Origin of the sequence: Serratia sp. 201, assembly GCF_037027545.1 — a bacterium.
Taxonomy (GTDB): Bacteria; Pseudomonadota; Gammaproteobacteria; order Enterobacterales; family Enterobacteriaceae; genus Serratia; species Serratia bockelmannii.
This window is the reverse complement of the sequence record NZ_JAXCHC010000002.1, coordinates 645,420-662,589: the sequence shown is the minus strand read 5'-3', so window position 1 is coordinate 662,589 and position 17,170 is coordinate 645,420. Positions and strand designations below refer to the sequence as shown.

17 protein-coding genes are annotated in these 17,170 nt (G+C 58.7%); 5 read left to right on the top strand and 12 right to left on the bottom strand.

The window, feature by feature from the left end; genetic code table 11:
* Positions 1–53: 53 nt before the first annotated feature.
* Positions 54–1,112, bottom strand: coding sequence for an alpha/beta hydrolase (locus tag WA302_RS11415; protein ID WP_127146113.1), 1,059 nt, complete (start codon positions 1,110–1,112; stop codon positions 54–56).
* A gap of 262 nt (positions 1,113–1,374) precedes the next feature.
* Between WA302_RS11415 and WA302_RS11410 the strand changes: the two genes are divergently transcribed.
* On the top strand, positions 1,375–2,259 hold the full coding sequence (locus WA302_RS11410) for a LysR family transcriptional regulator (RefSeq protein ID WP_127146088.1): 885 nt from the start codon (positions 1,375–1,377) through the stop codon (positions 2,257–2,259).
* A 150-nt stretch (positions 2,260–2,409) separates the two neighbouring features.
* Here the strand turns inward: WA302_RS11410 and leuE are convergent, their stop codons facing one another.
* The gene (gene leuE, locus WA302_RS11405) at positions 2,410–3,054 is read right to left on the bottom strand and encodes a leucine efflux protein LeuE (RefSeq protein WP_016927074.1); all 645 of its coding nucleotides are present in this window, start codon (positions 3,052–3,054) and stop codon (positions 2,410–2,412) included.
* A 197-nt stretch (positions 3,055–3,251) separates the two neighbouring features.
* A complete protein-coding gene (locus WA302_RS11400; RefSeq protein ID WP_213928257.1) occupies positions 3,252–3,824 on the bottom strand; it encodes a hypothetical protein in 573 nt (190 codons plus the stop codon).
* Between the two features lie 129 nt (positions 3,825–3,953).
* On the opposite strand from WA302_RS11400, the gene WA302_RS11395 reads away from it, so the two are divergent.
* Positions 3,954–4,844, top strand: coding sequence for a LysR substrate-binding domain-containing protein (locus WA302_RS11395; RefSeq protein ID WP_336063917.1), 891 nt, complete (start codon positions 3,954–3,956; stop codon positions 4,842–4,844).
* Here WA302_RS11395 and WA302_RS11390 read toward each other — a convergent pair.
* From WA302_RS11390 to WA302_RS11360, 7 genes are all read right to left on the bottom strand, one after another.
* The gene (locus WA302_RS11390; protein ID WP_049203299.1) at positions 4,841–5,569 is read right to left on the bottom strand and encodes a PA1136 family autoinducer-binding transcriptional regulator; all 729 of its coding nucleotides are present in this window, start codon (positions 5,567–5,569) and stop codon (positions 4,841–4,843) included. The genes WA302_RS11395 and WA302_RS11390 overlap by 4 nt on opposite strands.
* Positions 5,566–6,441 carry a glyoxalase III HchA gene (gene hchA / locus WA302_RS11385; RefSeq protein ID WP_016927070.1) on the bottom strand — a complete coding sequence of 292 codons (876 nt, stop codon included), beginning with the start codon at positions 6,439–6,441 and terminating at the stop codon, positions 5,566–5,568. Before hchA ends, WA302_RS11390 begins: the two co-directional genes overlap by 4 nt.
* Positions 6,442–6,543: 102 nt before the next feature.
* Positions 6,544–7,311: an ABC transporter ATP-binding protein gene (locus WA302_RS11380; RefSeq protein WP_336063916.1), complete on the bottom strand. Its 768-nt coding sequence runs from the start codon at positions 7,309–7,311 to the stop codon at positions 6,544–6,546.
* The gene (locus WA302_RS11375) at positions 7,298–8,308 is read right to left on the bottom strand and encodes a FecCD family ABC transporter permease (RefSeq protein WP_043143129.1); all 1,011 of its coding nucleotides are present in this window, start codon (positions 8,306–8,308) and stop codon (positions 7,298–7,300) included. The genes WA302_RS11380 and WA302_RS11375 overlap by 14 nt, the downstream gene beginning before the upstream one ends.
* Before the next feature lie 42 nt (positions 8,309–8,350).
* Complete coding sequence (locus WA302_RS11370; RefSeq protein ID WP_025303468.1) at positions 8,351–9,427, bottom strand: ABC transporter substrate-binding protein; 1,077 nt, start codon at positions 9,425–9,427, stop codon at positions 8,351–8,353.
* A 46-nt stretch (positions 9,428–9,473) separates the two neighbouring features.
* Positions 9,474–9,872 carry a hypothetical protein gene (locus WA302_RS11365; RefSeq protein WP_025303469.1) on the bottom strand — a complete coding sequence of 133 codons (399 nt, stop codon included), beginning with the start codon at positions 9,870–9,872 and terminating at the stop codon, positions 9,474–9,476.
* Positions 9,873–9,888: 16 nt separating this feature from the next.
* Positions 9,889–11,259 (bottom strand): MFS transporter, encoded by a 1,371-nt coding sequence (locus WA302_RS11360; protein ID WP_089181102.1) that lies wholly within the window; start codon positions 11,257–11,259, stop codon positions 9,889–9,891.
* 334 nt (positions 11,260–11,593) lie between these two features.
* On the opposite strand from WA302_RS11360, the gene amiA reads away from it, so the two are divergent.
* Complete coding sequence (gene amiA / locus WA302_RS11355) at positions 11,594–12,436, top strand: N-acetylmuramoyl-L-alanine amidase AmiA (RefSeq protein ID WP_049209241.1); 843 nt, start codon at positions 11,594–11,596, stop codon at positions 12,434–12,436.
* Between the two features lie 54 nt (positions 12,437–12,490).
* On the top strand, positions 12,491–13,543 hold the full coding sequence (locus WA302_RS11350; RefSeq protein WP_238969515.1) for a porin: 1,053 nt from the start codon (positions 12,491–12,493) through the stop codon (positions 13,541–13,543).
* Between the two features lie 120 nt (positions 13,544–13,663).
* Here WA302_RS11350 and WA302_RS11345 read toward each other — a convergent pair whose 3' ends face one another.
* Positions 13,664–14,608 (bottom strand): NAD-dependent epimerase/dehydratase family protein, encoded by a 945-nt coding sequence (locus WA302_RS11345; protein ID WP_336063914.1) that lies wholly within the window; start codon positions 14,606–14,608, stop codon positions 13,664–13,666.
* Positions 14,609–14,675: 67 nt separating this feature from the next.
* Positions 14,676–15,506 (bottom strand): alpha/beta fold hydrolase, encoded by an 831-nt coding sequence (locus tag WA302_RS11340; RefSeq protein WP_025303474.1) that lies wholly within the window; start codon positions 15,504–15,506, stop codon positions 14,676–14,678.
* Positions 15,507–15,710: 204 nt separating this feature from the next.
* Here WA302_RS11340 and WA302_RS11335 point away from each other — a divergent pair, with 204 nt between their 5' ends.
* Positions 15,711–17,135 (top strand): coniferyl aldehyde dehydrogenase, encoded by a 1,425-nt coding sequence (locus WA302_RS11335; RefSeq protein ID WP_239536978.1) that lies wholly within the window; start codon positions 15,711–15,713, stop codon positions 17,133–17,135.
* The last annotated feature ends 35 nt before the right edge of the window (positions 17,136–17,170 follow it).

Below are 17,170 nucleotides of genomic sequence, written 5' to 3'. Positions count from 1 at the left end.
CAGAATAAAGCCACCGCGTAGACAGGTGGCTTTTAATGTTGTCAGTAGAGGGTTTATTTCAGATTGGCTTTGAAAAATTGTTCGAACTTAGCGAAAGGTATTTTTCCGGCAACGTTATCGTACAAGTCCACATGATTTGCACCGGGGACAATCACCAGCTCTTTGTCTTTACTGCCGACCGCCTTATAAGCATCTTCGGCAAAATAGCGTGAATGCGCTTTCTCGCCGGTCACGATAAGCGTCGGGATGATGATTTCACTGGCGTAGCTCAGCAGCGGCATATTCATAAACGACAGCGGCATCGTTGCCGTCCACGCTCCCGTAGAGTTAACGGAACGCGCGTGGAAACCGCGCGGCATGCGGTAGTAATCAAAGAACTCCTTCAGCACCGGATGCGGATCGGCCGGCAGGGTTTCTGGCAGAATGCGCTGACCCGCGCTGACCTTGCCATTTCTGTCGACGTTAATATCATGAGCGCCGTGAGCGAACGTTCCACTTTCCGCATCCTTCCAGCGCTGTTCATTCAGATACTGCAGAACGGCACGACGGTCAGCGGTGGAGTAACGGTCTTTGCCATCTCCCACGCCATGGCCCATCGCCCGACTCATATCGTACATTACGCTTGTTGCCACTGCTTTAACGCGGGTATCCATCGCGGCGTCGTTTAACGCCATGCCACCCCAGCCGCAAATGCCGAGCAGCCCGATACGGTTGCGGTCCACCTCTTTTTGCAGCCCTAAGAAATCCACCGCCGCGCTGAAATCTTCCGTATTGATATCCGGTGAGGCGACGTTTCGCGGATAGCCGCCGCTTTCCCCCGTGTAAGAGGGATCAAACGCCAGGGTAATAAACCCTTGTTCCGCCAGCGTCTGCGCATACAGTCCGCTGGATTGCTCTTTCACCGCGCCAAAAGGCCCACTGACCGCAATCGCCGCCAGCTTGCGATCGCCGCGATCTTTGGGCAGGTAAAGATCGCCCACTAAGGTGATGCCATATCGATTCTGGAACGAGACTTTACGATGATCGACTTTCTGGCTCTCGGCGAACGTTTTATCCCATTTATCTGTCATGGATACAGGGGCGTTCGGATTGGTTGAATCAGCATAACTCATTGTCGTGACTCCACTTAATGATGCGAATAACAGCATGGCCGGCATCGCGGTTTTTAGCGTTCGGGTGAAGGTTTTCATAAAAATCCCCATGAAAAACAAGAGAGATACAGGTTTCCTACGGACAACGCTGCGGTGCTTTGTTTTGATGGGGTCATTATAGTGAGCAGAATTAGTGCTGATTAGAGGGGTATTACTGCTAAGATTGATACCATATTGTTATAAATTAATGCTGAGTTTGCTGTCGTTCAGGAGGGATTATTCAATGGCGAAAAGGGAGAACTACAACGAGTTGCACCTATTTATGCAGGTGGTACGGGAAGGCAGTTTTACCGCGGCGGCTCAACGGCTGGGGCTTGCTCAATCAGGGGTCAGCCGTTCCGTTCGTGAGCTTGAGGAAAGGCTGGGTGTCCAGCTACTGGTGCGCACCACGCGTAAACTGTCGCTGACGCAAGCGGGCGAGCAGCTCTACCAGAAGACGGCATCTGGATTTGATACGCTAGATCTAGGGCTTGCCGCGCTGGCACATTATCGCGAGACCCCTTCCGGCACGGTTCGTATCAATGCCAGCCAGCACGCGATTGATAAATGCCTGCTGCCAAAGCTTGCGATATTTAAACAGCGCTATCCTGATATCAGGCTGGAACTCATAAACGAGAGCAGGTTCGTCGATATTATCGAAGAAAGATTCGATGCGGGCGTTCGCCTGGGGCCCGAAGTAAGCACTGGCATGGTTGCTGTACGCATTACGCCCGATATGGAGATGGCCATTGTGGGTACCCCTGAGCATTTTCGTCGCTACGGTTTTCCGCAAACCCCGGCGGATTTAACAACGCATCCCTGTATCGCCTATCAGTTTGCCGACGGCAGCGTGTACCAGTGGGAACTCAATCAGGATGATAAAAAAATCACTCATCGGCCTGAAGGACAATGGGCCTTATCTGACAGTTATATGGAAGCAGAAGCCGCCCGGCTGGGCTTGGGGCTGGCCTATGTTCCTGTCGAACTGGTCACAGATGATCTGGAACGCGGGGCGCTTATCAGAGTTTTACAGCGTTACAGCCTGCGAATGGAGGGGTTGTTTCTCTATTACCCTCATCGCAATGTATCCCCCGCTCTGCGAATGGTCATTGAAACATTGAAAATCTGAGCGTTTAGCGATGACCGAGCCTTCACTGTGCAGAATGGTGTTAGGTCGTATTTTTGCACTTTCAATCCTAAGGGCTGCTATACGAAGAGCGGACGTCCCATCCAGCGAAAGAACGTAAAAAAACCGCCTCGCGGCGGTTTAGTTATCCAGTTAGGAAGTTGCGCTTGCAAGCCGTGCTGCAAATCCAATGAAGAACATACCTACCAGCGCGTTTCCGGTGGCAGATAACCTACGGTTGCCTTTCAGACGACTGAGCAGATAAGAGCCGCAGAAAACGAGGAAGCCGAAATAAACGAGAGTAATCGCGAACATCACTGCAGCAAGAATGATAAACGCCATCCAGGAGTGCTCAGCCTGAACATTGATGAACTGGGCGAAGAAAGAGATATAGAACAGCAGCGTCTTTGGATTCAATAGCGTAACCAGCATTCCGCGCCCGATGATCCCCTTAGCATCAGCTGAAGATTTCTTTTCCTCACTCGTTTCGACCGCTGGCTTAAAGATAGCGCGTATCGTCTGGACTCCGAGATAGAACAGATAAGCAGCACCTGCGTATTTGATGGCGTTAAACAAGGCTGGTGTTGAGCTGATAACTGCCGCCAGCCCGCACCAGGCCAAAAGAACCAGGATAACGTCGCTCAGGAGGATGGAAAATATTGCAGCAAAGCCTCGCTTAATGCCGCTGGTAATGCTCGTTTTAATCACGAACAGGGTTTCAGGGCCTGGCACAAGGACTATCAGCGTCGCACCAAGCAGGTACGTCCAGAAATTCACGACACCAAAATCAGCAAACATTTTCACTCCAGTTCTCTCGTTTTCAACGAGGCCATTCTAACTAAAGTTACGTTAATGGAAACACATCGCCACGGCTTTCAATTCACAATCAATGTCTGCTCCTAGTACAAAGCCGGCCGTCAGATTGCTAACCCTACCAATCCCCACAAACACCAAAAGGCCCGCCCCCAGGCAGGCCTTTATCCCTCCGCAATGTCTCAGGCCCCATCCTGCTCCGCAACCCGCGCCATCAATGCCCCCAGCAACGCCAGGTCGACCAGCAACGCCAGCGCGAAACAGGCTCCCTTTATCCCCGGTGCGGCATAGGTTTGCACCAGCGAAGCGGCAATCACTACGGCCACGATAGTCACCACCGTCGTCAGCCTGCACGCCACGGCGAACGCCGCTTTCTCCCCCACTGCCGTGCGGTAGGCGACGCCCTGCCCCAGGCCGCCGAGGGCGATGCCCGCCAGCAGGGCCGGCCAATCATGGCCGCCGAACAGCATCAGCAGCGTCAATAGCCACCCCGCCGCCGCCAGCAAAAAACCGCAGCGGAGCATAGCCAGCGCAGGCCGCTTCCGCAGCGGCTGCCAGCGGGCCAGCGCGGCGCCGCCGAGAAACGCCAGCGCCAATGCCGTTAGCAGCATCAGCGTTGCGCCGATGCCCAGCAGATTTTCGGTCTTCAGCAGCAAGGCGCCTGCCGCGGCCGGCACGCTGAGCGCCAGGGCGCTCGCCGCCGCTCCCGTGTGTGCCATGGCGCCCAGGGCACCGTTGTTGATATAAAGGCTCATCGTTCACTCCCAACATGATGGAAATGATGAAATAAATTCATTTCCCTGTTCACATGTCAGTAGCCTATCTCTTGTATAATCGCTCAGACAAACTCATAGTTTTCAGCCTTGGATGAGAATAATTCAGCCATGAGAAAAACCCGTTTGCCGCCGCTGGGCGCGCTGCGCGCCTTCCACGCCGTGGCCGGCTGCCGCAGCTTTAAACATGCCGCCGAAGCGCTGGGCGTCAGCGCGACGGCAGTCAGCCACCAGATCAAGCTGCTGGAGTCGGTGCTGGAATGCCGGGTGTGCGAGCGCAGCGCGCAGGGCGTCAGCCTGACCGAGACCGGCGAGATCCTGTATGCCGGCACCCAGCGCGCCTTCGCCGCGCTGGAGCAGTCCGTCGCCCAAATCACCCACGCCCAGCAGCCACCGGCGCTGACCGTCACCACCACCTCCAATTTTCTCACCCACTGGCTGGTGCCGCGCCTGGCCGATTTCAAGGCGGAGTTTCCCGCCATCGATCTGCGCCTGCACACCAGCGTCGAGCGGGTCGATCTCAGCCAGCGCACCGTGGACGTCGCCATCCGCTACCGCGAAACACCGGAAAGCGATCTGCACTGCACCTTGCTGCATGAGGATCGTTTTATCGTGGTGGCCAGCCCGGCGCTGGCGCTGGAGCGCATCGAGGATTTGCAGCGGGTAACGCTGTTTCACGTGGAACATCGGCAGGTGCCCGCCGACGCGCCGACCTGGGAAAACTGGCGGCGGCGCTACGGGCCGGAAGGGTTGAATGTGGAAGCCGGGCTGACCTTCAGCGACGAAACCCATGCGCTGCAGGCGGCGGTGGCCGGCCAGGGGGGGGTGATCGCCAGCCGGCTGCTGGCACGCGATTTGTTGCAGCGCGGCGTGTTGGCCGCGCCGTTCGAGATGGCGTTACCCGGCGCCAACTACTATCTGATGGCCACCGAAGAAACTGCGCAGCGCCCCGATATCATTGCGCTACGCGAGTGGTTGCTGCGGCAAATGGCGGCGGGCTAACGGCTCTCGGGGGCGATCTCCCCCAGGCGGATCGCCACGCTGATCGCCTGCGCGGTGGTGGCGGCGCCAAGGCGTTGGCGAATGCGGCGCAGGTGGTTTTCCACCGTGCGTTCAGACAGGCCGAGCATCGCAGCGATATCCGCCTGCCGCCGGCCGATGGCGGTCCAGCTCAACACCTCGCGCTCGCGCGCCGACAGCCGGCTCCCCCCCTCACCGGCTGCCGGTTCGAACAGCCGCCGCGCCGCCAGAAAGGCCGCCGAACCCACGAGCGACAGCGCCAGCCGCACCGGCGGCGAGGTGTCGATGCGCTCGCCCCCCAGGCTGACGGCGCCCTCCAGGCCGGCAGGGCCGAACACCGGGATCTGCACGCCGTGCAGACCGGCTCCGCGCGGCGTGCGCACAATCCGGTAACGCTCGCCCTGCCGCGCCCGGGTCTTGGTCCAGAAGAACGGCTCGCTGGCCCGCAGCATGTGCCGAGTCACCGGGCAGTGCCGCACGTAGGTCAGCGCATCGACCGCCTCCCCCTCGCCGAACCAGTCGCCTTCGACCCAATAGATATGCTCGATCCCCGCTTCCGCCGTGGCGGAAGCGGAAAACAGCACAAAGCGATCGAAGCCGAACGGCGCGGCAAAGGTGCGAACCCGCCCCTGAATGGCGGACAGGGTTCGCTCGTGGTCCATCGCCAGCGCCGTCTGGAAAGCGCGCTGCGCGATCTCGTCGCTCATCGCGTGGCGACGTCGGCCAGCAGCGTCTCTGCCGCCAGTTTGCCGAGGTTGTTGGAAGCCAGCGGGCTGTCGCCGGTCAGCAGGCGCCGATCTTTATGCACCTTGCCGGTGATGTCGGCGTTGACGATCTTAACGCCCCGCTCGCGCAGGCGTTCGCCCACCAGCCAGGGCATCGGACCGGGGATATAGCCGATATCGATGTTGGCGCCGGTATCGAGCGAGTCCGGGAACACGCACATCTCATAGCCACGATAGAGGAAATCCTCTTTGTTCTCGCCGATGCCCGCCGCCAGCAAACCGGCCGGCCCGTGGCACAGTGAAATCACGTAGCGATCGTTGTCATGCGCCCAGTGCAGGGTCTTTTTCACCTCTTCGCTGAACGGGATATCATTGAGCACGCCGTGGCCGCCGGGAATGAAAACGCCGAGGTAGTTGCCGCCATCCAGATCCTTCACCACTTCCGTCAACTTTTTCGGCTGCTTGAGCTGGCTGCGGTACTTCTCGTAGGTGGCCTTGACTGCTTCATCTTCATGCGGGAACGCCCACATCTCCAGCTTCACCGGATCGCCGGACGGCGTGGCGATGTCGATCTCGAAACCGGCCAGATCCAGGTGATACATCGGCAGCAGCATCTCGACCGGATGGTTGCCGGTGGAGAAGAACTTGCCGTTTTGCATCAGCAGGTAACGCTCCTGCGAGGCGATCATCAGCACCTTCCACTTGCCGCCGCGATAGGCGTTCGGGTAGCTGGCGCCCGTGAAGTCGGTTTTGGACGAGGTGTACTGGCTGAGGGAGTAAGGGGATGGGAAGAACGCGTTGTCTTCCGCCACATCCGGGGTGGGATTACGATCGTTGGATACTGAATCAGTCATGATTATCTCCATATTCACCGTTGCATTTCTCTTTCAGCTTAAATAACAGCCAGCGGGGCCGCAATGAGGGATATCCCTCAATCACCCTCGCGCTGGCGGCGCTCAAGCATGATGCCGTAGCGCGACAATGAACGTTTCTTCGCTGACGCCGGCATATTCATACCGGCACTTTCTCACCGGTACCTGGAAGTAACGCTCTAGGATATCCTCTTGCAGCAAGGCGTTTTTATCGCCAAACATGCACTGTCGCTTATTCATCAGCAGGCACTTGTCAGAGATACGATCGGCATAATGCAGAAAATGCGTATTCAGCACGATCGTCATCTGCCGCTCTTTGGCGAGGCGCCAGAGCATCTCGATCATTTTAGCCTGATTGTAAAAATCCAGGTTCGATTCCGGTTCGTCGAGGATCATGACGTCGGGATCCGCTGCCAGCGCCTTGGCGAAATAACACATCTGCAGTTCCCCGCCGCTGATCTGATTGATGTTTTTCTGCGCCAGCGGCGCGATCTCCAGCGCGTGTAACACCGCCTGCGCCTTGGTGACATCTTGCCGCCGCGGCCTGGCGAACCACCCCGCCTGGCGGGCACAGCCGAAAGTGACAAAATCGAGTACCCCATAAGCGAAATGCGGCGTTTTCGCCTGCGGCACATAGGCCAACCGGGCGGGCCGATTGTCGACCAGGCCGATCTTGCACCCGCCAGACAGGGGCCGGCACAGGCCCGCGATGTGTCTCAGCAACGTGGTTTTACCGGCGCCGTTCGGCCCGAGCACGCTGAGGATCTCGCCCCGCGCCAGATGAAAACTGACGTTGTCGAGAAGGGGTTCTCGCCCCTTGAAACCCAGGGTCAGCTGGTTAACTGTGATCATGTTTGCTGCTCGTAATAAAAAGGAGAGCGAAAAGCGGCGCGCCGATCAGCGCGGTCAGGATGCCGATCGGGATTTCAGCATAGGTGGCCCCTCTGGCGATATTGTCGATCACCAGCAAAAACAGCGCCCCGCTCAGCGCCGAAGCGGGGATCAGGCGGCCGTGGTTATACCCCAACACGCTTCTCACCAAATGCGGGATCACCAAGCCGACCCACCCCACCACGCCGGCCAAGCTCACCGAGGCGGAAACCAGCAGGGAGGCGGCGATCAGCAGCAGGATCTTCAGCCGAGGCGGATTCAGGCCGGCGATGCGCGCCTCGTCGTCTCCCAGCGAGAGAATGTTCATGTTCCACCTGAGCCGGTAGATAGTCAGGTAACACGCCGCAAACAGCGGGATCAGCCAATAAACCTGCGCTTTCGCTACCGAAGCGAAGCTGCCCATCAGCCAGAAGACGATCGCCGGCAAGGTATCCTGCGGATCGGCGACATATTTTATGACCGAGACAAACGCGATAAACAGCGACGCGATAATCATGCCGGACAAAATCGTGGTGAGTGCATCCTGCCGGCGTTTGAGGCGGCAGATGCCCAGCACCAGCAGCAAGCTCACCACGCCGAAAAGAAACGACAGCAGGGAACTCAGGGCAAAAGGCAAACTCAACAAAATGCCCAGCGCAGCGCCAAAGGCGGAGGCGGAAGAGGTGCCCAGCACGTCCGGGCTGGCCAGCGCGTTTTTCAGCACCGCCTGAAAGGTCGCACCGGCGACCGCCAACCCACCGCCCACCAGCATCACCGCCACCACCCGCGGCGCGCGCAGGTTAAAAATCACCGAGTAGCGGGCCTGGTTTTCCCCCGGCATGTTCCCCTGCCATAAAATCTGCACCACATCATGGGCCGACAAGGCGTAGCGGCCGGCAAACAGCGATGCGAAGGCGACCACACAGAGCGAAATAAACAATCCCGCCATGATCGCCACATATTTTCCTCTGCCCGGCATCCCCAAGCTCCTCCAACGAACTCACGCTATTCAACCGTGGCACTAGCGTTGCGCCAGCACCTCATCCAGCAACCGGTCCGGGATCGCATAAGAGAACATCGTCTGATAATAGCGACGCGTCTCCTCCCGCAGCGTTTTGTCGCTAATGTCTTCAGGGGCATACCGGTTGATCATAAACAGCGGCAGCAGTGACGTTTCCGCCGACAGGCCCCCCCAGTTGTGAATGCCCACCGGCGTCGAGAAAACCTTGCCGTTTTTCACCGCCCTGAGCGTCTCCCACGCCTGGCCGGGGATCCCCCCGTGCAGCAGCGCTTTGGCGCTGCCGAACACCACGAAAATCACATCCGGGTCCCAGGCCATGATTTGCTCCATCGAAACGTTGATGTACCTGCCGGCATCCCCTTTTACCGGCAAATCCCCGGCGACGTTGTCCATGCCGGCCATTTTCAGGTAGGTGTCGCCGTAGGTATGCGGGCCGCTCACCTTCAGCTGCCTGCCGTCGCTTTCTTCCAGATATAACGCCCTGACGTGCTGCGCGCGGATGGCGGCGGCATAGGGGCGGATCTGTTTCAGGGTCTTTTCCCAGGCGTCTTTGAATTTATGCGTACGCGGCAGGCCGAGGGTGTCGGCGAAGGTATTTTCCCAATACACCTGGGTAACCATCGGCTGGTATTTGGTCTTCCCGCCGGCGTCCAGATCGACCGTCATCACGCCCGCCCTTTCCAGCCGATCGTCCTGGCTTTTGCCGTAGTAATAAATGATGTCGGGCCGCAGATTCATTAACGACTCCATGTTGACCCGATAGTCCTTATTGATGAAATCGGACGTGATCCTGCCGATATCCGGCTTCATGTCCTTCAACACATGCCTATCGGCATGCATGAACGCCCAGGGCCCCACGCCGACGACATGCCGATAGGCCGCCTCGTTCGCCAGGATCACGCCGAAGGGGCAGTTGCCGGTGATGACGATCCGCGGGTAGCTGCCGGGCAGCGTTTGCGTCGCCGCGCTTTGCAACGGCTCGGCCGCCGCCGGCAGGCTGGCGCCGGCGCAAGGCACCGTCGGCAAGGCAAATAGGGCCAGCAACGCGGTGGCGATAAATTTCACTGTTACGCACATGGTGCCTCCTGCGCGCACGCTCGGCGGCGCGCGTCGATGGGCTGTATTAGGCCGACGCGGCGATGCCTGCTGCCATAATGGTTATCCCGGCCACAAAGACGATTGCCGTGGTGGCTACCGCGCCGCCGCCAACCAACGCGGCGGTTTTTCCCGTGGAAAGGTCTTTTCGTTGCAGGAAAGAAAGCTCTGCCAGGGGAATGATTTTTCCGCTGTCGGCGACGATGTCTTTAGGTTCAACCTTCGCCACCGTCAGCTCGCCGCCGCTGCCGTCCTTCAGGCCATATTTCAACTGGTCGCCGACATAGACCGGCGGCTGCAGCAGGTAATACGGGCTATTGAGCCCCGCCTCTTTTTGTTGCAACGCCACGTCGTGGTAGGTCGTGCAACCGGCAAGGGAAAACGCCGCCATCCCGATAACCAACGGCACTAATGGGATAAATCGCATGGGAAACCTCGTGCTTCTATTTGCTGGTTTTTAACGTAACGGCGGACTTGAAGCGCATATAGCTCACGGCCAGAGAAAGGAACGAGAATGCCGCCCCCGCCATTAAACTGATATTCGTCGCTTGCGCGCCGCGCATATTGAAGAAAATCGCCACTAACGCCGAACCGACGATTTGCCCGATCAACCGGGAGCTGCCCAACAGGCCGCTGGCGATGCTGCTGTTTTCGTGCGAGACCGAGGTCATGATCAGCAGGTTGTTCGGTGATTGAAACAGGCCGAAACCGATGCCGCACAGCGCCACACGCCATACGATCGCCCCATTCGACGGATCGCTCGGCAAATTGGCCATCAGCAGCATGCCTGCCAGCAGACAGGCGAGGCCCGAGAGGGCAACAAGATTGGGATCGTATTTCTTGGCCAAATCGCCGGAAATTAGCGAAGACGCCATGGTGGCCAGCGGCCAGGCGGTCAGCAGCAGACCGATGTCCACCACGTTTCTTTGCAGGACATTGTGGAAATAGAAAGGCAGCGATACAAAAGCCAAAAGCTGGGTGCTGTAAGACAGCATCGACATCAGCAAAGACAATGACAGCGTCGGGTTATGCAGCATCGCGATCGGGATCAGCGCGGCGTTGGCCTTTCTTTTCTGATTGATATACAGCCACCCGGCCAGCCCGGCGAATACCGCAAAGCTGAGCGCCGCCGCCGGCAGATGGTGGGTGGTCATGCTCATCGTGCTGAGCGAGAAAGCGATAAACAGCACAAACACCAACAGAGCCCCCCCGCTGTCGAATCCAACGCTGCGCCGCTCGCGGGGGGCCAGGAAGATCAGGCTCAGCAGCAGCGACAGGCAGGCGATGGGAACATTGATGGTAAACAGCCAGTTCCAGCTCGTCTGAGAAAGTATCGCCGAGGCGATGGACGGCCCGGCGGCGGCGGAAACCGACACCACCATCACATTGATCCCCAGGCCGCGCCCCAGCAGCCTTTCCGGGTATATCTCCTTGATCAGCGCCGCATTGACGCTGAGCACCGCCGCCGCACCGAAGCCCTGTATCACCCTGAATGCCGTCAGCATCGACAGCGTCGTGGACAGCGCGCAGCCCAAGGATGAAAAAGCGAACAGCACCACCCCGGCTATAAAGATCTTTTTATTGCCCACCGCGCGGCCCAGCGCCGCGAAGGGCATCAAAGAGGCGACAACGGCAAACTGGTAGGCATTAATAATCATGATGGAGGCCGATTCGGAAACGCCGAAATCTTTGGCGATAACCGGCAATGCCACGTTGGCGATGGTACTGTCGAGCATGGCGATGACCGTGCTTAACGAGACCGCGAGAACGGCGAATATATTTAGTGTCTCTTTTTCCTGGTGTTTAAAAGTCATGTTAACGCTCCAAAAACGTGAGTAGCTTCATGCCGGCGGCAAAGACCCCGTTTTTTATCCGTTTTAATGTTTACGTTATAACATATCAATTAAAGAGGAGAATAAATCTCATTTGAAATATTAGATTAAATAGTGTGTCAAAATAAGAATTAACAAATGCAAAACAAATTTATATCAATATAAACATTCAATAAACAAAATAAATGCAGTATAAAAAACCAGTGAATTTAAGGAATGACATTAAAAGTAACAGCCGCTAACAGACAACCCCGCCGGCGCGTGAAATTGTTATGTTATAACAAAAACACCCTTTCCTTTTATGCTGGTTAACCTTATGGCTAAGACGGACCTTTTGAACACCCGGTTATCTCGCCGCAGAATGATGTTGGCAGGGTTGGCGGCCCTGGCGCTGAACGGCGCCGTTTCCCCGCTGGCTCACGCCCACGGCCTGCCACGTCCCAAAAAGCAGAACGGCCCTCAGGGGGCGCGAAAAAGATTCCTGGTCATGTTGGATCCCGGTCATGGCGGCATCGACTCCGGCGCCATTGGCCACACCGGTTCGCTGGAAAAACATGTCGTTCTGGAGATCGCCAGAAATGTGCGTGCACAGCTTGATCGACACGGCATCGATGCCCGCCTGACGCGCGACAGCGACGTTTTTATTCCGCTGTACGATCGGGTGGAGATCGCGCACCGGCATGGCGCCGATCTTTTCATGTCCATCCACGCCGACGGCTTTACCTGCCCCAGTGCCTGCGGCGCGTCGGTTTTTGCGCTTTCCAATAAAGGCGCCAGCAGCGCGATGGCGAAATACTTATCGAACAGTGAAAACGCGGCGGACGATCTCGCCGGCCCCAACGTCATCAAGAAAGATCGCTATTTGCAGAAGATACTGTTTGATTTGGAGCAGACGGAAACAATCAAAGAGAGCCTGGCGCTGGGCTCGCACCTGATTCAGCATATTGCGCCCATCCATCATTTGCATGCCAAAAATACCGAACAGGCGGCCTTCGTGGTCTTAAAGTCCCCGTATATTCCTTCCGTCTTGGTGGAAACCTCTTTCATCACCAACCCTGAGGAAGAAAGGCTGCTCGGCACCCCCGCCTTCCAAAATAAAATTGCCACGGCGATCGCTCAGGGGATCGTCAGTTACTTTAAACGCGAAACGCACGCTTAAGCTTCGCCAGGGCGGCAAGCACACGGGCTTGCCGCGCACAGGGACGGTGCCATCATGATAAAACGCAATCCTCGTTATTTTTCGGTGGGCATGCTGTTCCCCCTGCTGGCCCTGTTGCCGCGCGGCGCCTTCGCCTTGTCGTTGACGGGATCGCAGCAAAACAGCCTAAATTTCTACGGCACGATTATCGCCAGACGCTACAGCGGCCAAAACGAACGCGACGACGGCGACCGCAGCTACCTCTATTTCGGCCTGATAGGCAAAAAAAAGATCGCGCCGCGCTGGCAGGCCTACGCCCACTGGGAATATACCGTCAGCTTCGCCGACGCGACTCGCAACAGCACCCGGCTCGCCTATATCGGCGTGCAAAACGCCACCCTGGGCAGCCTCGATATCGGCCGCAACTGGGGCGTGCTTTATGATGTGACCGCCCTGACCGATCGCTCCCCGCTGTTTAGGGAAATGGCGTACAACTACATCGATAACTTTATGCGCGGCCGGGCGCATAACCTGCTCACCTACCGCCAAACTTTCAGCCTGTTTCAGCGGCGCGCCGCCCTCGCGTTGCAATATCAGTTCAAAGACGGCGACGATCGGCAAGCGCTGGGCAAACAAAACGGCAACGGCTTCGGCGCTTCGTTCCGTTATGCGCTGACGCCGACGCTCAGCCTCATCGCCGCCGCCTCGGCGTCTCAAACCACGCAGCGGCAGCAACACGCCGCCGGCTATCGCCGACGCATCGATACGCTGGCCGAAGGGGTTCTCTATGCGTCGAAAAAAATCTATCTTGCGGCCGTATTCACCCAAAGCGACAACGCCATCAGCCCACAACAAACCGCTAACCGCGGCTCGGCGTCAAGTTATGAAGCGCTCGTCAAATACCGGCTGACGGACCATATTCAGCCCAACATCGGCTATACCCGTTTAATACAGGCCCGGGCAGGCCGCAACACCGACTTATTGAACTACGAGGAGCTGGGGGTGACCTGGTTGCTCAACAGCAACATGCAGGTGTTTATTAACTATGAATTCAATAACCTTTCGCAGCACGCGGCCGGCGTCGATGCGTCGGACAAGCTCGATATGGGCATCAGCTATCACTGGTGATCCGCTTTCGCGCAGCCAATAAAAAGCCCCGCCCGGTGAGGGGCGAGGCTCGCTTAATGGCTCGAGTGGGCCGGCAGCCCAGCGTAGCGCGCTATGGCTAGCCCTGGCGCGGCGGGCATCTTAACGCGGCGCTTGCGCGTTCTTCCACTCCCGCCAAATCGTTTCCAGCCCGGCGCGATACGTCGTGACGGCGAAGTCGGGAAAGCGCTGCTTGAACTTGGTCGAGTCGAACAGGTTGTCGTGCTCGTAGCGCGGCAGCAGCTCGCGCATCTCACGCGCCCCGGACGAAACCAGCCCTGCGGCGATCAACGCCCATTTGCCGATGACGGAATATGAAATGTCCTTCCCAAACACCTCGCAGGCCAAGGCGGCGAACTGCGCATAGGTGAGCCGTTCGTCGCAGCACGGGAGATGCCACGTCTGGCCGAACGCGTCGGGCGTATTGCCGAGCCGGGCTAACCCACGGCTGGCGTCGGGCGTCCAGATCAGCGTGCGCAGCCTGTCGTCGCGAACCGGCACGCGCGGTTTTCCCCCCGCTTTCAGCCTGTCGACGATCAGCGCATTGGTGAAGCTCTGCGTTTTTCCCGGCCCATAAAACTCAGGAGCACGGCCGATCAGCACGGGGATCTGCTTGCGCTCCATCTCGTTGAGCACCTTCTCGGTCATCAGGGCACGCACCCGTCCCTTGCGCCCCCGAGGCGCGAACGGCGTCGATTCCGTCTGCGGCTCGCCGTTCTGCGGATACATATAGGTATTGTCGAAATAAACAAAGGGCACGCCCGCGGTACGGCTGGCGTCCAACGCATTCTGCAGCATGGTCGGAAATTGCCGCTCCCACAGCGCCGAATCCGGCGGCAGGCCGGCGGCGAAATACACCACGTCGCTGCCCTTCACCGCCGCCAGGGTCTGCTGTGCATCGAGCAGGTCGGCCGCGACCAGCGTATCGCTGTCGTTGACCTTCTTCGGGTTGCGGCTGACCAATCTTAAATCATCGGTGTACGCGCGCTTCAGTTCACGCGCCAGCTCTTGGGCGATCTGGCCACTGGCGCCCAGGATCGTTTGCATTTCCGTTCCTCATCGTAATGAAAAAAGCTCCGCCCACTCAGGGCGGAGCAAAAGTGCTTGTTCGCGCTTAACTGTTCACGAACGCCAGCAGATCGGCGTTGACCTGATCGGCATGGGTGGTCGGGATGCCGTGCGGCGCGCCCTTATAGGTATGGAGCGTGCCGTTTTGCACCAGCTTGGCCGAGAGCACGCCGGAATCCTGATAAGGCACCACCTGGTCGTCATCGCCGTGGATCACCAGCACCGGAATGGCAATCTTCTTGAGATCTTCGGTGAAATCGGTCTGCGAGAAGGCGACGATGCCGTCATAGTGCGCCTTGGCGCCCCCCATCATGCCCTGCCGCCACCAGTTCCAGATAATCGCCTCCGACGGTTTGGCACCCGGGCGGTTATAGCCATAGAACGGGCCTGCGGGCACGTCATAATAGAACTGCGCCCGGTTGGCGGCCAGCTGCGCCTGGAAATCATCGAATACCGATTTTGGGGTGCCCTGCGGATTGGCGTCGGTTTTCACCATCAGCGGCGGCACCGCGCTGATCAGCACCGCTTTGGACACCTTGTCCTCGCCGTGGCGCACGATATAGCGCACCACCTCGCCACCGCCGGTCGAGTGGCCTACGTGCATGGCGCCCTGCACGCCCAGGTGTTTTACCACCGCGGCGACGTCATCGGCGTAATGATCCATGTCGTGCCCTTCCCACACCTGGCTGGAGCGGCCGTGGCCGCGGCGATCGTGCGCAACCACGCGGAACCCTTTGTTCACGAAGAACAGCATCTGGGCATCCCAGTCATCGCTGGACAGCGGCCAACCGTGGTGGAAGTAGATAACCTTGCCGTTTTTTGGGCCCCAATCCTTGTAGAAAATCTCGACGCCATCGCTGGTCGTTACATAACCCATGTCGTTTCTCCCATTTACACTATGGTTAAAAAAGAAGGTTTATACTGCGCGCGGCGCCGGGATCTCTGGCTCCCTCATCCCGGTTGGCCGACGATCTTGCGTTGATCGTTTAACGAGTATAGGTTTAAAGTTCACTTTAAGGTCAATAGTGGCCCGGCAAGCGGTATTTCCCTCAGTAACGCGATCGGCATCAGGAGTATTCAAGTGCAAGGAGATGACACCGCCACGACGATGGAGCCGTGGCTTGCCGCCCAGCGCCACGCCTTCCTGCGCGACGGCGCGCCGACGATGCAACAGCGCAAGGCCGCCCTGCGCCGCTTGCGAAGCGCCATTCTGGCCCAGCGCGCCGCGCTGGCGGCGGCCGTCAGCGCGGACTTCGGCCACCGTTCGCCTTACGAAACCGACATTCTGGAGATTCTGGTTACCGTTCAGGCGATCGATTACCTGCTGCGCAACCTGAAACGCTTCATGAAGCCGGAGCGCCGCCACGTCGCCCTGCCGTATCAGGCCGCACGCGCCTATGTGCAATATCAGCCCAAGGGCGTGATTGGCATCATGGCGCCGTGGAACTATCCCTTCTCGTTGACCTTCATCCCGCTGGCCACCGCGCTGGCCGCCGGCAACCGCGTGATGCTGAAACCTTCGGAGCTCACGCCACATACCAGCCGCCTCATCGAAACGATGCTGGCGGCGCTGTTTCCTGTCGATGAGGTCGCCGTCGTGACCGGCGGGCCGGACGTCGGGGCCAGATTCAGCGAGCTGGCGTTCGACCATCTGGTGTTCACCGGCAGCACGGCGATCGGCCGTCAGGTCATGCAGGCGGCCGGCAAACATCTGGTGCCGTTAACGCTTGAACTGGGCGGCAAAAGCCCCGCCGTCATGGCGCGCGGCGCGGTTAATGCCAGAAACGTCAAGAGCGTGGCGTTCGGCAAGCTGTCAAACGCGGGCCAAACCTGTATCGCGCCCGATTACCTGCTGGTTCATCAGGACGATCTGGCAAGCTTCATGGCGCTCTATGACGCGGCGGTTAAAAGCTTTTATCCCGACGGGCCAACCGGCGACGACTACGGCGCCATCATCAACGACAGGCACTACCACCGCTTGCAAGCGCTGCTTGCCGACGCACAGGAGCGCGGCGCGCAAATCCATCCGGTCGGCCACCGCCCGGACTCGGCGTCTGAACGGCCGAACACGCTGGCCCCTACGCTTATCGTCGGCGCCCCCGACGACAGCCGGATCATGCAAGAGGAGATCTTCGGGCCGCTGCTGCCGGTGTGCACCTACGCCGCCTTTGATGAAACGATCGACGTTATCAACGCCGGGCCGCGCCCGCTTGCGCTCTACTACTTCGGTCCGCCGGGCGAGGATCGGGACCGGCTGCTGGCGCGCACCACCTCCGGCAACGTCAGCGTTAACGCCACCCTACTGCATTTCGCCCAGGACGATCTGCCGTTCGGCGGCATCGGCCCCAGCGGCATGGGGGCCTGTCACGGCATCGAAGGATTTCGGGCGCTGAGCCACGCCAAAGGCGTCTTTATCCAGAGCCGCTGGCGTTTTACCGACCTCCTGCGCGCGCCGTTCGGCAAGCTGGCGGACGCGGTGCTCAAGGTTATGCTGCGGCGCCGATAACACGGCGTGTTGACTATCAATAGCACACCCATAAA

Excerpts from the sequence above, each read along its gene's own strand:
- hchA (WP_016927070.1), bottom strand. The coding sequence starts at position 6,441 with ATGACTGATTCAGTATCCAACGATCGTAATCCCACCCCGGATGTGGCG.
- WA302_RS11380 (WP_336063916.1), bottom strand. The coding sequence starts at position 7,311 with ATGATCACAGTTAACCAGCTGACCCTGGGTTTCAAGGGGCGAGAACCC.
- WA302_RS11360 (WP_089181102.1), bottom strand. The coding sequence starts at position 11,259 with ATGACTTTTAAACACCAGGAAAAAGAGACACTAAATATATTCGCCGTT.
- WA302_RS11350 (WP_238969515.1), top strand. The coding sequence starts at position 12,491 with ATGATAAAACGCAATCCTCGTTATTTTTCGGTGGGCATGCTGTTCCCC.
- WA302_RS11400 (WP_213928257.1), bottom strand. The coding sequence starts at position 3,824 with ATGAGCCTTTATATCAACAACGGTGCCCTGGGCGCCATGGCACACACG.
- WA302_RS11410 (WP_127146088.1), top strand. The coding sequence starts at position 1,375 with ATGGCGAAAAGGGAGAACTACAACGAGTTGCACCTATTTATGCAGGTG.
- WA302_RS11365 (WP_025303469.1), bottom strand. The coding sequence starts at position 9,872 with ATGCGATTTATCCCATTAGTGCCGTTGGTTATCGGGATGGCGGCGTTT.
- WA302_RS11375 (WP_043143129.1), bottom strand. The coding sequence starts at position 8,308 with ATGCCGGGCAGAGGAAAATATGTGGCGATCATGGCGGGATTGTTTATT.
- WA302_RS11345 (WP_336063914.1), bottom strand. The coding sequence starts at position 14,608 with ATGCAAACGATCCTGGGCGCCAGTGGCCAGATCGCCCAAGAGCTGGCG.
- WA302_RS11395 (WP_336063917.1), top strand. The coding sequence starts at position 3,954 with ATGAGAAAAACCCGTTTGCCGCCGCTGGGCGCGCTGCGCGCCTTCCAC.
- WA302_RS11415 (WP_127146113.1), bottom strand. The coding sequence starts at position 1,112 with ATGAGTTATGCTGATTCAACCAATCCGAACGCCCCTGTATCCATGACA.
- WA302_RS11340 (WP_025303474.1), bottom strand. The coding sequence starts at position 15,506 with ATGGGTTATGTAACGACCAGCGATGGCGTCGAGATTTTCTACAAGGAT.
- leuE (WP_016927074.1), bottom strand. The coding sequence starts at position 3,054 with ATGTTTGCTGATTTTGGTGTCGTGAATTTCTGGACGTACCTGCTTGGT.
- WA302_RS11390 (WP_049203299.1), bottom strand. The coding sequence starts at position 5,569 with ATGAGCGACGAGATCGCGCAGCGCGCTTTCCAGACGGCGCTGGCGATG.
- amiA (WP_049209241.1), top strand. The coding sequence starts at position 11,594 with ATGGCTAAGACGGACCTTTTGAACACCCGGTTATCTCGCCGCAGAATG.
- WA302_RS11370 (WP_025303468.1), bottom strand. The coding sequence starts at position 9,427 with ATGTGCGTAACAGTGAAATTTATCGCCACCGCGTTGCTGGCCCTATTT.